Raw genomic sequence first — 14061 nt, forward strand, 5'->3', positions numbered from 1 at the left:
TGTCTCAGGCGTTTTATTTCGTCTGGCAACTGGTCGAGGTTTTTTTATGGCTGGTTGTTAGATGTGGAGAATACACATGGAAACGATTGGCTCTTTATGGCTATATCTGGCATTTTTCGGTTTAGTCACCATCATGCTACTCATCGACTTTTTAGGCTTTAAAAATAACAAAGGCCAAGAAATCAAAGTCAAAACCGCTGCCTATTGGAGTATTGCATGGGTCTCTGTGGCTACCTTATTCGGTGGTGCATTGTGGCTCTACTTACAGCAAACCGCTGGTGTCGCTGTTGCAAACACCAAAGTCATGGAATATTTCGCTGGTTATCTGCTCGAAAAATCACTCGCAATTGATAACGTTTTTGTCTGGCTCATGATCTTTGCTGCCTTCGCCATTCCACCTGCTTTGCAGCGCAAACTATTGCTCTACGGTGTACTCGGCGCAATTGTACTCCGTACTATCTTTATTTTTATTGGGGCATGGTTCGTTCAAGAATTCTCTTGGGTGCTGTACATCTTCGGTGCATTCCTAGTGTATACCGGCTTTAAATTCCTTAAAGGCCAAGACGAAGAAGATAAAGATATCGAAGATATGGCGATTTTGAAGTGGCTACGTAAACACATGCGTATTACCCCTCAGATGCATGAAGATAAATTCTTTGTTCGTCAAAATGGTGTCTTATGGGCAACGCCGCTCTTTTTAGTGTTGATCTTGGTTGAAGCATCGGACGTCATTTTTGCGGTTGACTCAATCCCAGCGATCTTTGCGGTTACCTCTGACCCATTCATTGTACTGACGGCAAACTTAATGGCGATTTTAGGTCTACGTGCAATGTTCTTCCTCTTGTCAGGTGCTGCATCGAAAATGCATTACTTACCATATGGTCTGGGCATTATCCTCGTGTTTATTGGCGCTAAGATGCTATTGCTCGATGTGTTCCACATGCCAATTTGGATTTCACTCGGTTTTATTGTGGTGACCTTAACCATTACTGCATGGTTATCAATCCGACACAGTAAGAAGTACCATCAAACCACGTTATAAAACGCTTAGATAAATAAAAGCCTTCTTTCGAGAAGGCTTTTATTTATTTTGTAACAAAGCCATGAACTAAGCTTCAGGCGTCATCAAGAGTTTGAGTTTCGGCCAACGTTGTAAAAATTGTTTCTCTTCTATACGTTGCAAAAAAGTCGCTCGACTAACTAAGGTTGAATTCCAACGCAGTTTTAATTCAAATAAATCAGCTAGTCCAAATGGTGCCACGATTTCTACTTGATCAAGCTCATTTAAACGGACGGCAACAGCCGTTGCAGTTTCAACCCACAAAGAAAGGGCATGGGAAATCGATGTTATGGGCAAAATAGAATCACCATTGTCTAAACGATACCAATGATGCACCAAAGCTTGGTTGGTCACATCCCACTGTATCAATGGAAAGAAAGACTGCATTTCTTTTTGGATCTGATCACTATGAGCACCGTTATCCTCAGCATCATAAAATATAATATCCACCTCAGTATGGGACAGTGTATAGCTGTGTTGGTGTAGCACTGACCACAGCATATTTCGAATGACACCTGCGGCAATATACGCACTGGCATCCACCAAATAAAGCTGCTTTAAAATAGACATGATGCCGTCATGTTGCTGAATCAGTTGCTGCAAGCGCTCAACATAAGTGGCTTCAAGCTGTGATTGATTCACAGGATGCATTGGATGGGACATAGATACACGGTTGAATTCTATTCTTTGATTCGATTTAGCCTGACACAAGCGCATTGATTTAATCAATCGCTTTGAAAAAATGACATGCTCTCGACATACATTAATGGCTGTTCGATATTTTAGAACATGATCCTCTAATTACAACAACGCCTTTTCTAGCCAAATTAAGCTACAATCAACCGAAAAAATTCTAAACTGCAGGTATGTCATGTCTTCTGTTATCGCATCTACAGCGATCCGTGGTCGCTTTCTAGATATTCAGAATACAGTTGCCCAAGCACGTGAAATTCACGACCAAGTGCGCTATTTCGAAGATGGTTTGCTGATTACGCAAGCCGGAAAAATTCAATGGTTCGGTCCATGGTCTGAGGGACAACACCATCTCCCAGATCAGGTTGACGTACAGCATTATCCAGATCAATTGATTGTTCCGGGTTTCATCGACACCCACATCCATTATCCACAAACGGAAATGATGGGGGCTTATGGTGAACAACTGCTGGAATGGCTTGATACTTATACCTTCCCAACCGAAATCCAATTTGAAGATCCGGCTTATGCAGAGCAAATTGCACAGTTCTTCGTAAACGAGTTACTCAAAAACGGAACCACAACAGCCTTGGTTTTTTGTACCGTTCATCCACAATCGGTCGATGCTTTATTTAAGGCTGCAGAACAGCATCAGATGCGCTTAATTGCCGGTAAAGTGATGATGGATCGACATGCACCTGAAGCATTATGTGACACTGCAGAGAGTGGCTATAACGACTCCAAAGCACTCATCGAAAAGTGGCATGGCAAGGGCCGTAACCTTTATGCCATCACGCCTCGCTTTGCCCCAACCTCAACGCCTGAACAATTGGCACGGGCAGGGGAGCTAAAAGCCGAGTATCCTGATGTTTATGTACATACGCATTTGAGTGAAAATAAAAATGAAATTGCGTGGGTCAAATCATTATTCCCTGAGCAAAACGGCTATTTAGACGTTTATCATCATTATGGTCTGACCGGATCACGTTCCGTGTTTGCACACTGTGTGCATTTGGAAGATGCTGAATGGGACTGTATGCATCAGACCAACTCTGCCATTGCGTTTTGTCCAACCTCGAATTTGTTCTTAGGCAGTGGTTTATTTCCATTAAAGAAAACATGGGAAAAACAGGTGAAAGTCGGCTTAGGCACAGACATTGGTGCAGGCACCTCATTTAACCAACTACAAATCATCAATGAAGCCTACAAAGTTCAACAACTTCAAGGCGATAAACTGTCCGCATTTGAAGCGCTGTACCATGCCACGTTAGGGGGAGCAAAAGCCTTAGACCTACAGGACAAACTTGGAAACTTTGATTTAGGCAAAGAAGCAGATTTTGTGGTACTCGATTTAAAAGCCACTGCGCTACAAGCCCTACGTCAACAACGTGCCAAAAATCTGGAAGATGCTTTATTTGCCCTGATGCTGATGGGGGATGATCGTAATATCCATGCCACCTATGTGTTTGGACAATGTGCTTATGTCAAAGCATAAAACGGCTCGACCGAGAGGAAAAACAACGTTGAAAATTGGACTGATTGCCGTCGCTTGTTTGTGCTTACTCAAGCGTGACAGCACTTTCAAGAAAAACTGATTACATTTTCAACGGCAAAAAAGATGCATCTGCGAGCCAGATGTATTAAAATTGGTTCATCTTTAGAGGTGTTGCAAGTCAACACCTTTTTTATTTTTTTGATTTGCTTTTTTAGGTATCTACCCATGTCTGTTCAAATGAGCGTACTGATTTCCACTGAAGAAATTCAAGCTAAAGTGAAAGAGCTTGGCGCAAAAATTGATGCACACTATGCTAACAGCGGCAAAGAGTTGGTGTTAATCGGTCTATTACGTGGTTCCGTTATTTTTATGGCTGACCTTTGCCGCGCGATTTCAAAACCGCATGAACTCGATTTCATGACCGTTTCAAGTTATGGCGGTGGGACCGTATCTACTCGTGATGTAAAAATCTTAAAAGATTTAGACGGCGACATTAAAGATAAAGATGTCTTGGTGGTTGAAGATATTATCGATTCAGGCAATACCTTAAGCAAAGTTTTAGAAATTTTACAGACGCGTAATCCAAACTCAATCGAGCTTTGTACTTTGGTCAGCAAGCCTTCACGTCGTGAAATTGACCTCGATGTAAAATTTTTAGGTTTTGAAGTCGAAGATAAATTTATCGTGGGTTATGGTTTGGACTATGATCAAAAATATCGTCATATTCCATTTATTGGCGAAATTGGTCTCTAAGCCAGATCAGATACTTAAGAGTGGCCGAAGGCCACTTTTTTTTTATTTTTTGGGCTATTTTGAACAAAAAAACAACAGTTTTTTGCATGTTTAGGCTATAGCTCTGCGCAGTTTTGATTAAAGATAAAGATTGAACAAGTCGTAAAAAACAAATACATGATAACAAAAGGAGAGTTACTATGTGGTCACTCATTGTTGCGATTGTTGTTGGTTTTATTGCTGGTTTAATTGCACGTGCGATCCATCCTGGAGATGACAAAGCCGGTTTCATCATGACCACCATTCTCGGGATTGCAGGTTCCTTACTTGCGACCTATGGCGGACGTTTATTAGGTCTATATGGAGAAAATTCTGCTGCAGGATTTATCGCTTCCGTCATTGGTGCGATCATCGTGTTGTTTATCTATAACCTTGTAACGAAAAAAACCCGCGTCTAATTTTTATAGCACCATTAAAATACCCGCCTGTAGACGGGTATTTTTTTATTTATATTTTATTCATGACGTACAGCTGAAATTATTTGATCTCTTTTAACATCGATTCTAATTCAGCAGCAGGGTAAGCACCGGTTAAGATCGAACCATTGGCAAATACGATTCCCGGTGTACCACTTAGTTTTAAGCTTTTAGCTAATTTTAAATTTCGATCAATGGGGTTTGCACAACTTTTCGCTGACTTCGGTTGAATTCCCTTATTGATTAAATTATCCCAGGCCATAACAGGGTTTGACTCACAAAAAATCTGCTTAGATGGCGCCAACGACTGCGGTTTTATCGCTGTGACAAAAGTATAAATGGTCACATCATTGAGTTTTGCCAGTTCTACTTCAAGCTTCTTACAATATGGGCAATTTGGGTCAGAAAAGATCGCGATTTGGCGCTTCCCATTCCCCCTGACTGTTTTAATCGCATCTTGTAATGGAAGTTTATTCCACTCAGTTTTTTGCTGACCGAGGATCAATTGTTTGGTCAGATTCTTTTGATCTTTTAAACGGATCATAGAACCTGCGATCACATAATCCGCATTTTCACTCAAATACAAAACTTGATCTTCAACAAAACCGCTATATATGCCCGGCATTTCTGTACTTTGAATATTTTCAATTTTTAAACTGGGGTGCTTTTCTGCCAAGAGCTTTTGAACCTGTGCTGCATCTGCCAAAGCAAAAGTCGAAAGGGTGGTACTCAACGCCAACGCACATATTTTTTTCAACATAGACCGAACTTCAACATTTAATTGATTCAGCATTCTAAGCCTTAACACGTGAAAGTCTTGGGCTTTTTTCAGTTCATTACGCAATAGCTACATGCCGTTTCACGTGGAACATATTAAGCTGCATCAGGTGAATTAATTTCAACAGACACATGTACAATTTCTTCATGAATCGACAGCGCTTGACGCACTTCATCTGCGCTCAATGCCTGACTGGTTTCTAAGGCCACAATACACGAAAACTGACCTTTACCCACTTTCCACACATGTAAATCGGTCACATCGACGTCGACAGGCAATTGCATTAAAACTTCTCGAATCTCATCAACGACAGGGTGATCCATTTCCGCATCCAGTAATGTTTGTCCAGTTTCTTTCATCAAGCCAATGGCCCATTTGCCAACTAGAACTGCACCGACAATCCCCAATAGCGCATCTAAAAAACCCCAGCCCATCCATTTTCCGGCAAATAAGGCCACAATCGCCAACACAGAAGTCACCGCATCAGCAACCACATGCATGAAGGCTGCTTTCTGATTGAGGTCGTGATGATGATCATGCTGCTCCTCATGGCTATGCTCATGATGGTGATGGTGATGGTGATGGTGATGGTGATGGTGATGGTCATCATGCAATAACCAAGCACAGATCAAGTTCACCACCAGACCTAAAATCGCAATAGGGATTGCTTCGTTATAATGAATTTGGACCGGGTTGAATAAGCGTTCCACCGAATGAAAAGCCATAAATGCAGCAACAACCATCAATAATATCGCGCTGCTATAGCCTGCCAAAATTTCAATTTTCCAAGTCCCAAAGCTAAAACGAGTGTCTTGGGCATAGTGGCGTGCCGCACGATAGGCAAAATAGGCCAAGCCTAATGCCAACATATGTGAACTCATATGCCAACCATCTGCCAATAATGCCATCGAATTAAAAATCCATCCGCCAATAACTTCTAACAACATCATGACTGCCGTTAAAATAGTGGCAATTAAGATCCGTTTTTGTGCGAGTGGATTACCTTCATCAAATTGATGATGATGAATTCGGATGGATGGGGAAGTTTTCATTAGGTTCTATGCTTAAATATACTCCCCCATAGTATATTTATTTTCTGGAGAAAGTGTTGAGTCATTTACATCAGGACAAAAAGATTTTAAATCGGGTTAAACGTCTACAAGGTCAGGTCAATGCGGTTGAACTGGCTTTACAGCAACCCGAAGCAGGGTGTATTGAGGTATTACAACAGGTTGCGGCCATCAAAGGTGCTGTAAATGGATTAATGAATGAATTAATCGAAGCACATTTACGCCATCATGTATTGCCTCAAGATGTTGAAATCAATGAAGCAGAACTGGAAGAATTTGTAAAACTGCTTAAACGCTATGGATAACGTTACAACTGTGATTTGACCATGGAAAACAATCGGCATTAAACTGAGTCCATATATTCTTCTTTCTCATACAGCACAATATTGACCCTATTGGCTGTACCTCTGCGACTTTAAAATGACCACATCTCCCTCTTGGCGACCGTTTATCATGGTGAGCCTTGCACTCTGTATGGGCACTATTGGTACAGCGCTAGCTAGTCCTCTGTATCCCATTTATCAACAACTTTGGGGACTGCTGCCGAGTCATATCACCTATATCTTTGTTGCCTACATGTTTGGTTGCCTAGCGACCTTGCTGTTTTTAGGTCGTACCAGTAACAGTTTTGGTTTTTTAAGAACCCTGCAAATCGGTATGGCGTGCATCATCTTAGGTTTAAGCTTATCAGTGTTTGCCAGTAATGCACTGTGGTTATCTATCGGGCGCTTTATTATCGGGATTGCCTCGGGTTTAATTAGCACCTCAGCCATGCTTGGCTTGGTCTATACCATTCCTGAACAGCATAAAAATAATGCACCGCAGCTGAGTTCAATCATTACCGTGATTGGTTTTGGTCTTGGCCCATTTATTGGTGGGGTGATTGCCCAATTTTCGGAACAGCCTTTAGTCACCCCTTATATCCCTGTGATCTTTGGGGGTTTGGCATGTCTAATTGGGTTGTTTTTTATTCGCACACCGAACTTTGAGCCACAGCCTTTTTCAGTGGCACCACATTTGGAATTGCCTGAAAAGCGTGATCATTCACGATTTTATATCGCCGGACTAACTGCCTTTTGTGCCTTTGGCTCTTTTAGCTTATTTGCATCACTCGCACCCTCTTTCGTCAAAGATGCAATCCCATGGCATGGCCCTTTGGTCAGTGGTAGTGCCATTGCAAGTATCTTGCTGGTTTCCGCTGTCGTGCAATTTATGGCGAAATCGATTCCTTCTGCAAAATGTGTCAATGCCGGCTTAATAGTGTTAATACTGAGCTATGCGCTCCTTGCCCTATGTATGACCCAACATTGGAGCGCATTGTTTTTTATTAGCGATGTTTTAGTCGGTGTCGGGCATGGTCTGGGGCTTTTAGGCGCATTTGGCTTAGTTCATCAAATGACCAACAATCAAAACCGTGCTGCGGTGATCTCGACCTATTTATTTATTGGATATCTAGGCACCATTATTCCAATTATTGCAGCCGGCTATTTATCTGATCATTTCGGCTTAATGGTCGGTGTTTTAGGTTTTTGTATTGGCGTAGGCTTATTGTGTATCGGCTTATTGTTTTGGCACCGCAGTCTGAACACCAATTAACCATTGAACTTATTCAAGAAGCATCTTGTATTGGGTGCTTCTTAAACCCAAAAGCAATTAAGAAACCCTATAAAAATCAATCAAATTAAATTAAGATCTTGTGTGATGTGATTCAAAAATTTAAAAAAATGCTAAAAATTCAATGTCAAATTAACACTGCGGAAAATCAAATCATCGCCAGCAGCAAATACGGGAATATTCACTATATTTTACCGTTTGAATCCTTACCGCAATTAGAAACCTATGATTTTATCGTTTGGGGCTTTTTACCCATTGCCATGCGCCTTGGCATCCCGCTGCATGTAGAAGGACCTATTTCAATACAAACCCTCCACTCCGCACGGGAGGTTTCAACGGTCTGGGCCGCTTGGTTACCTGATTTATATCAACCAGTCATGCTCAGTGCTGCATCGATTATCCAAACACCACCGGCAAACCAACCCACTCAAAATTTAAGCTTTTTTAGCGGTGGGATTGACTCCACTTATAGTACATACAAAGCTTTTCTTGAAAATGGGCAAGACTCTGATTGTCTCACTGTGCATGGAATGGATTATAAATTTGATGACCATAAAAAATTTCAGGCCTTAATGGATCAGACCCATGACTTTAGAAGCCAAGTTTTTAAGCAAAGTCGCGTGGTAAAAACCGATGCTTACACGCTGTACAGTAAATATGGCTGTAACCCTAAAGGTTCGCATGTCACACATATCTTTTCGCTGTTTTCCTGCGCTTCGATTTTTGAACATTACCAGCAATATCGAATTTCAGCCGATTACCGTTTAGATCAACAATTATTCGTTCATCCCTATGGCTCAAATACGGCATCCAACCGATTGATGAAGAACCGATCCGGGGTCTTAATCACCCTCGACGATGATGTCACGCGATCACAAAAAACCGCACTTCTAAGCCAATGGGACTTAGATTTACAAACCCTGTCGATCTGTGTGGACTATAGGGCTCGACCAAAAAATTGTGGTCAATGCAGTAAATGTATGCGCACCAAAGCCATGTTTTATGCCACTAGCCCCGAAATTCCCGATATCTTTTTAGATCGTCGCTTTGAAAAACAGTGGTATCAATCCATTCCATTAAGTTCAAAAATTAATCGTGCATTTTTAATTGATATTTTGTCAGCGGTCGAAAAATCCTCGCAACAGCAACAATTTCCAGACTATGCAACACTCAAAGTCAAAGTTGAGGCTGTATCGAAAAGAGCAGCAATTAATCCTTTTTATGGGATGAAAATAAAAGATGTGCTGAGAACAATCTTTAAAATCATTTTTGGCTCAAACCCACGCTAAAGCCATGCAAAAAAGCACGATGTTTTCGAACATCGTGCTTTGGATGGATCTATCCATAGGTGAAATGAGGAGCTCAATCGTTTTATTACTTTCCGATACAGAACGATCCAAAAATCTTACCGAGTAGATCATCTGCACTGAAATCGCCCGTAATTTCACCTAAGGCATTTTGCGCCAAACGTAGAGACTCGGCTACCAACTCACCCGCATGATAAACCACCAACTGCTCACGTGCTTCTGCAAGATAGCGCTGCGTGCGCTTCATTGCGTCTAAATGGCGTGTTCGAGCAATAAAGGTATCTTCTTCTGGTTGAAAGCCTGCATGCGCTGTAATCGCATCAATAAGCGCTTGAACGCCGGTTTCTTGTTTAGCCGAAACACGAATATGTCGAAAACCGTTTAAATCGGTAATTTCTGCGGTAGATCCCGTCAAATCGCATTTATTACCAATCAGCATCAAACGCTTCGGTTCAATATGATCGGCGAAGTACGCTTGAGCCAATTGCAGTGGATCTTCGCCCTGACTTAAGTCATAGACCAAAAGTAACAAGTCAGCTTGCTCAATTTCTTTAATTGCGCGGCGAATCCCTTCTTTTTCGACGATATCACCGGTTTCACGTAAACCTGCGGTATCGGTCAAGGTAATCGGCAAACCATTGAGGCTGATTTTTTCATGTAAAACATCTCGTGTCGTACCGGCAATATCCGTCACAATCGCACGTTCAACACCTGCCAAAGCATTAAGTAGAGAAGACTTACCTGCATTGGGTTTACCGGCAATCACCACTTGTAGACCTTCACGCAGTAGCTGACCTTGACGAGCAGATTGCTGCACAGCATGGACCGAGCTTGCCACTTCATCCAATAAGCCCAAAATCTTACCATCCGCCAAAAAGTCGATTTCTTCTTCAGGAAAATCAATCGCTGCTTCCACATGCAAACGCAAATGGATAAGTTTTTCTAACACCGTATTGACCTTGCTCGAAAAAGCACCTTGTAATGAACGTACCGCTGAACGTGCAGCAGCTTGTGAGGTGGCATCAATCAGATCAGCAATCGCCTCGGCTTGCACCAAGTCCATTTTGCCATTTTCAAAGGCGCGCATTGAAAATTCGCCCGCTTTTGCAGCAATAGCACCCAATTCAAGTAACCGTGCCAATAATGCATTTTGAATAACGGGGCCGCCATGACCTTGAAGCTCCACCACATCCTCACCCGTAAAGGAGTGCGGATTTGGAAAGCAAATCACCAAACCTTCATCCATGATTTCATTCGATGCATCATAAAACTTACGGAAACCAGCAAAACGTGCTTGTGGTAAGGATTGCTGCGTTAATGCTTCTGCAATGGCATAAGATTTGGGACCAGACAGGCGAATCACGCCGACACCACCACGACCCGGCGGTGTGGCAATTGCTGCGATGGTGGTTCGGTTTAACATAAAATTCACCTAAAAATTTTCAAACGACAGATAAAGAAAAATCCGCCTAAGATTACCATCTTAAGCGGATTTATTCAGCCCATCAGCAATGCTTAGTTTGCTGAGTCAGCTGCTTCACGTTTTAAACGGTCTTTTTCAACAGATTTGTTAATCAAACCTTGTTGAAGAATAGTAATACTGTTGTTACAGATCCAGTAAAGCACAAGGCCCGCAGGGAAGAACAACATAAATACCGTAAAGATCACTGGCATGATTTTGAAGACTTTCGCCTGCATTGGATCAGCCGGTTGTGGGTTCAAACTTTGCTGAATGAACATGGTCAAGCCCATTAATAGCGGCAAAATAAACCATGGATCCATCGCAGATAAATCTTGAATCCAACCTAACCATGGCGCATGACGTAGTTCAACAGATTCCATCAATACCCAGTACAAAGCAAGGAAGATCGGCATTTGGAGCAATAACGGCAAGCAACCTGATAGTGGGTTCACTTGTTCACGTTTATACAATGCCATCATTTCTTGCGAGAAGCGCATACGGTCTTCACCGAACTCTTCTTTCATGCGTTGCATTTCAGGTGCAATCACACGCATTTTCGCCATAGAGCGGTAGCTCTTCGACGACAATGGCCACAAGATCAGTTTCACCAGAATCGTCAATAGAATAATTGACCAACCCCAGTTACCCACTAAACCGTGGAAAAACTCAAGACCGACGAATAATAATTTCGCAATAGGCCATAACCAACCGTAGTCTACAGTTTGGTTTAAACCAACCGCCAATTCTTTCAATTCAGATTGGATTTTTGGACCTGAATAGAACGTTGCATCTACTTCTGCCACAGTTCCTGCAGGAACATTGATTGCAGGCGATGTGAACTGAATAATGTTCATATCATCAGTAGATTTACGTGACTCAAGTTTCGCAGCATACGGTTGACCATTGGCTTGCGTTAATTTGATCTGTCCAGGAATCCACGCACTCACGAAGTAATGCTGAACCATTGCAACCCAACCGCCAGTTGCTTCAACATTCAATTTTTCTTCATTGAAGTTGGCAAATTTAAGTTTGTTGTAATGTTCTTCAGGCGAACCCCATGCACCACCAAGGAATGTACCTAAAGTGAAAATACCTTGATCAGATTTACCTGGATCTTCAGAGTTGTCGCGTTTAAGCTGACCAAACATCTGACCTTGCCAGTTCTGAGCACTGCGGTTCACGATTTTATGATTCACGACAACAGGGTATTCACCTTCAGTGAAGTTAAAGGTTTTAATAACCTCTACACCATCTGCTGTTTTATAAACCATTGGTACTGACAAAACTTTTGCTGTTTGGCCATTTTTACCCTTCACAGTTTTTGCGTCATTTAACGTATATGAAGATTTTTCAATCTCATACGTCGGACGTCCTTTCGGATTGCTGTCCGGGCCATTAAGACCAATTAAGCCAGACTGAGCAACATAAGTCCGTTTTGCATCGCTTTCAAGCATTACAAACGGTTCGTCGCTGTCTTTATTTTTGTCATGATTGAGTAATTCAATACGAACAATATCGCCACCCTTTGGATTAATCCAAAGATGGTAAAGGTCAGTTTGTACTGAAATTAACTGTTGACTAACAGGTGCAGTGGCATCTGTTGTTTGTTGTGTAGCAGCATTATTTGCTTGCGGCACATCAGTAGCAGCCGTAGCTGTCTGGCCATTTGGTAAATCGGCAGATACTTCATGCGTTACCACCGCAGCATTTTGCTGAGGTTTTTGTTCCGCATTTCCATAATCTTTCTGCCAAGCCAAAATGAGCAAATATGCGACAACAAACATGGCCCCTAGAATTGCAATCCTGGCCCATTGTTGCATAGGTATTACCCCAAGTGGTTAGAGTGATTTTGGTTCAATAAACGTTCACGAAAGGGTACAGCAACGTGAAGCGTTTGAGAATCTATTTGCTGAAATGAAATAAAACGAATTGCTTTTGATGGAACAGGATCATAGCCTGAACCGCCCCAAGGATGACAACGGCAAATACGCTGAACAGCTAGACACACTCCACGTACAGCACCATGTTGATGGACTGCTTCCAAAGAATATTGAGAACATGTTGGAATATAACGACAGCGTGGTCCCAATAAAGGACTAATCGCAATCTGATAGAAACGAATGAGCCAATGCAGTAAACGAACCATTGGTCATCTCTACGCTTGTGGGGAGGTAGCTATTTTTTTATGCTTATTTGCAAGGCGCTGCAATTTTTGCCAAGCAAATTGTAATTGCTGATGCAACTCTGCATTCGGTACCGCCTCTATGCCCATTTTTGGCATAACGACAATATCTAATACATTAGACTGCTGTTGATGCAGGCGAAAACTTTCGCGTGCAAGTCGTTTTACTCGATTTCTTTCATGTGCGCGGCGCACTTTTTTCTTAGCAACAACAATACCCAAACGGCTATTCGGCTGTTCGGAGATTTTTGCTAGAAATAAGAAATGGGGTTGATGCACTTTAAAAAGCGCACCATCGAACACACTTTTATAATCGGCAGCACAGTGTATTCGCACATCTGTGCTAAAGCCGTAAAGTGTTGTCATAACACCCAAGTCTTGACAGTCTTAACTGAAATTAAACAGTTAAGCTGTGACGACCTTTTGCACGACGACGCGCTAATACTTGACGGCCAGCTTTAGTAGCCATGCGAGCACGGAAACCATGAACGCGTTTACGTTTCAACTCAGAAGGTTGGAAAGTACGTTTCATATCGAAACTCCACAAATGATCTTTCAGTAAAGGTTCGCGATTTTAGTGCTCATTGCTTGAGCTGTCAATGAAAAACACGCTTTCTTTCAAAATCTAGGCTGTGATATATCAAGATAATATAAGGATTAGAAATCAGTCAGAAAGTTTTAAATTAAAATATTCACAAACTAAATCATTGTATATATTAATTATTTAAGTTATCTTCAAGTTTACTCACAGATTTATCCACAACCTCAAATTTGTGAATTGGTTTTTATGAATTTAAATTTGAATTTAAACCAACCATCAAGTTATCCCCAGAATGGGTCGGTCTTATAAATAAATTCAAATTTTAAAATTTAAATTTATTACTATTAGTGTTGATATTTTCTGTGGAAAACGTATTTTTAGATTTAAAAAACAAATGATTACATTGTGGATAACGATGTTTTTATAATTTTGATAGTTTGTGGATAACTTTGTGCTACAATTTATCCACAGCTTGCGGATAAACTTATCCACACGTGATTTAAATTTAAATTTAAACTCAATTTGCGTTTTTTTGATCGATTTCGACTGATTTGTTCATGACAGATGTGGATAAGATGGTTAGAATGGCTGCCCGCTTAGGTGGGGTTGAATTATTTTTTTACGTACAATGGACTGAAATAGGGGTTTCAC

Annotated in this window: 15 protein-coding genes; 7 read left to right on the top strand and 8 right to left on the bottom strand. The window is 41.5% G+C overall.

Annotated features, from left to right (window positions below; translation table 11 throughout):
• The first annotated feature begins 76 nt into the window (after positions 1 to 76).
• Positions 77 to 1042: a TerC family protein gene (locus tag MST16_RS16885; protein ID WP_078194460.1), complete on the top strand. Its 966-nt coding sequence runs from the start codon at positions 77 to 79 to the stop codon at positions 1040 to 1042.
• Positions 1043 to 1108: 66 nt separating this feature from the next.
• On the opposite strand, the gene MST16_RS16890 is transcribed toward MST16_RS16885, so the two are convergent.
• Positions 1109 to 1723, bottom strand: coding sequence for a nucleotidyltransferase family protein (locus MST16_RS16890; RefSeq protein ID WP_249748283.1), 615 nt, complete (start codon positions 1721 to 1723; stop codon positions 1109 to 1111).
• Between the two features lie 208 nt (positions 1724 to 1931).
• Between MST16_RS16890 and guaD the strand changes: the two genes are divergently transcribed.
• The 3 genes from guaD to MST16_RS16905 all read left to right on the top strand — a co-directional run bounded on the left by guaD (position 1932) and on the right by MST16_RS16905 (position 4438).
• Positions 1932 to 3248: a guanine deaminase gene (gene guaD / locus MST16_RS16895; RefSeq protein WP_180009144.1), complete on the top strand. Its 1317-nt coding sequence runs from the start codon at positions 1932 to 1934 to the stop codon at positions 3246 to 3248.
• 225 nt (positions 3249 to 3473) lie between these two features.
• Complete coding sequence (gene hpt / locus MST16_RS16900; protein ID WP_180009142.1) at positions 3474 to 4001, top strand: hypoxanthine phosphoribosyltransferase; 528 nt, start codon at positions 3474 to 3476, stop codon at positions 3999 to 4001.
• A 179-nt stretch (positions 4002 to 4180) separates the two neighbouring features.
• Positions 4181 to 4438 (top strand): GlsB/YeaQ/YmgE family stress response membrane protein, encoded by a 258-nt coding sequence (locus tag MST16_RS16905; RefSeq protein WP_078189516.1) that lies wholly within the window; start codon positions 4181 to 4183, stop codon positions 4436 to 4438.
• A 79-nt stretch (positions 4439 to 4517) separates the two neighbouring features.
• Here MST16_RS16905 and MST16_RS16910 read toward each other — a convergent pair whose 3' ends face one another.
• Together MST16_RS16910 and dmeF are read right to left on the bottom strand one after the other, a co-directional pair.
• The gene (locus MST16_RS16910) at positions 4518 to 5216 is read right to left on the bottom strand and encodes a DsbC family protein (RefSeq protein WP_180009161.1); all 699 of its coding nucleotides are present in this window, start codon (positions 5214 to 5216) and stop codon (positions 4518 to 4520) included.
• 113 nt (positions 5217 to 5329) lie between these two features.
• Entirely contained in the window at positions 5330 to 6286 is a 957-nt protein-coding gene (gene dmeF, locus MST16_RS16915) for a CDF family Co(II)/Ni(II) efflux transporter DmeF (protein WP_180092501.1), read from the bottom strand.
• A gap of 56 nt (positions 6287 to 6342) precedes the next feature.
• Between dmeF and MST16_RS16920 the strand changes: the two genes are divergently transcribed.
• The 3 genes from MST16_RS16920 to MST16_RS16930 all read left to right on the top strand — a co-directional run bounded on the left by MST16_RS16920 (position 6343) and on the right by MST16_RS16930 (position 9207).
• Positions 6343 to 6609, top strand: a complete 267-nt coding sequence (locus MST16_RS16920; protein WP_180009138.1) for a metal/formaldehyde-sensitive transcriptional repressor — start codon at positions 6343 to 6345, stop codon at positions 6607 to 6609.
• 115 nt (positions 6610 to 6724) lie between these two features.
• On the top strand, positions 6725 to 7900 hold the full coding sequence (locus MST16_RS16925; protein ID WP_257222694.1) for an MFS transporter: 1176 nt from the start codon (positions 6725 to 6727) through the stop codon (positions 7898 to 7900).
• A gap of 128 nt (positions 7901 to 8028) precedes the next feature.
• Positions 8029 to 9207 (top strand): hypothetical protein, encoded by a 1179-nt coding sequence (locus MST16_RS16930; protein ID WP_180009136.1) that lies wholly within the window; start codon positions 8029 to 8031, stop codon positions 9205 to 9207.
• 85 nt (positions 9208 to 9292) lie between these two features.
• Here MST16_RS16930 and mnmE read toward each other — a convergent pair whose 3' ends face one another.
• The 5 genes from mnmE to rpmH all read right to left on the bottom strand — a co-directional run bounded on the left by mnmE (position 9293) and on the right by rpmH (position 13401).
• Positions 9293 to 10648, bottom strand: a complete 1356-nt coding sequence (gene mnmE, locus MST16_RS16935) for a tRNA uridine-5-carboxymethylaminomethyl(34) synthesis GTPase MnmE (protein WP_180009134.1) — start codon at positions 10646 to 10648, stop codon at positions 9293 to 9295.
• A gap of 92 nt (positions 10649 to 10740) precedes the next feature.
• Positions 10741 to 12507, bottom strand: coding sequence for a membrane protein insertase YidC (yidC, locus tag MST16_RS16940; protein ID WP_180011578.1), 1767 nt, complete (start codon positions 12505 to 12507; stop codon positions 10741 to 10743).
• Positions 12508 to 12512: 5 nt separating this feature from the next.
• Positions 12513 to 12833 carry a membrane protein insertion efficiency factor YidD gene (gene yidD, locus MST16_RS16945; protein WP_078189510.1) on the bottom strand — a complete coding sequence of 107 codons (321 nt, stop codon included), beginning with the start codon at positions 12831 to 12833 and terminating at the stop codon, positions 12513 to 12515.
• A 9-nt stretch (positions 12834 to 12842) separates the two neighbouring features.
• On the bottom strand, positions 12843 to 13235 hold the full coding sequence (gene rnpA / locus MST16_RS16950; RefSeq protein WP_078189509.1) for a ribonuclease P protein component: 393 nt from the start codon (positions 13233 to 13235) through the stop codon (positions 12843 to 12845).
• Between the two features lie 31 nt (positions 13236 to 13266).
• On the bottom strand, positions 13267 to 13401 hold the full coding sequence (rpmH, locus tag MST16_RS16955; protein ID WP_000831329.1) for a 50S ribosomal protein L34: 135 nt from the start codon (positions 13399 to 13401) through the stop codon (positions 13267 to 13269).
• Positions 13402 to 14061 lie beyond the last annotated feature (660 nt).

It is taken from the genome of Acinetobacter sp. YH16040_T (assembly GCF_024605785.1).
Taxonomy (GTDB): Bacteria; Pseudomonadota; Gammaproteobacteria; order Pseudomonadales; family Moraxellaceae; genus Acinetobacter; species Acinetobacter amyesii.

Coding starts and splice junctions, on each gene's coding strand:
- MST16_RS16885 (WP_078194460.1), top strand. CDS start 77: ATGGAAACGATTGGCTCTTTATGGCTATATCTGGCATTTTTCGGTTTA.
- MST16_RS16890 (WP_249748283.1), bottom strand. CDS start 1,723: ATGTCCCATCCAATGCATCCTGTGAATCAATCACAGCTTGAAGCCACT.
- guaD (WP_180009144.1), top strand. CDS start 1,932: ATGTCTTCTGTTATCGCATCTACAGCGATCCGTGGTCGCTTTCTAGAT.
- hpt (WP_180009142.1), top strand. CDS start 3,474: ATGTCTGTTCAAATGAGCGTACTGATTTCCACTGAAGAAATTCAAGCT.
- MST16_RS16905 (WP_078189516.1), top strand. CDS start 4,181: ATGTGGTCACTCATTGTTGCGATTGTTGTTGGTTTTATTGCTGGTTTA.
- MST16_RS16910 (WP_180009161.1), bottom strand. CDS start 5,216: ATGTTGAAAAAAATATGTGCGTTGGCGTTGAGTACCACCCTTTCGACT.
- dmeF (WP_180092501.1), bottom strand. CDS start 6,286: ATGAAAACTTCCCCATCCATCCGAATTCATCATCATCAATTTGATGAA.
- MST16_RS16925 (WP_257222694.1), top strand. CDS start 6,725: ATGACCACATCTCCCTCTTGGCGACCGTTTATCATGGTGAGCCTTGCA.
- MST16_RS16930 (WP_180009136.1), top strand. CDS start 8,029: ATGCTAAAAATTCAATGTCAAATTAACACTGCGGAAAATCAAATCATC.
- mnmE (WP_180009134.1), bottom strand. CDS start 10,648: ATGTTAAACCGAACCACCATCGCAGCAATTGCCACACCGCCGGGTCGT.
- yidC (WP_180011578.1), bottom strand. CDS start 12,507: ATGCAACAATGGGCCAGGATTGCAATTCTAGGGGCCATGTTTGTTGTC.
- yidD (WP_078189510.1), bottom strand. CDS start 12,833: ATGGTTCGTTTACTGCATTGGCTCATTCGTTTCTATCAGATTGCGATT.
- rnpA (WP_078189509.1), bottom strand. CDS start 13,235: ATGACAACACTTTACGGCTTTAGCACAGATGTGCGAATACACTGTGCT.
- rpmH (WP_000831329.1), bottom strand. CDS start 13,401: ATGAAACGTACTTTCCAACCTTCTGAGTTGAAACGTAAACGCGTTCAT.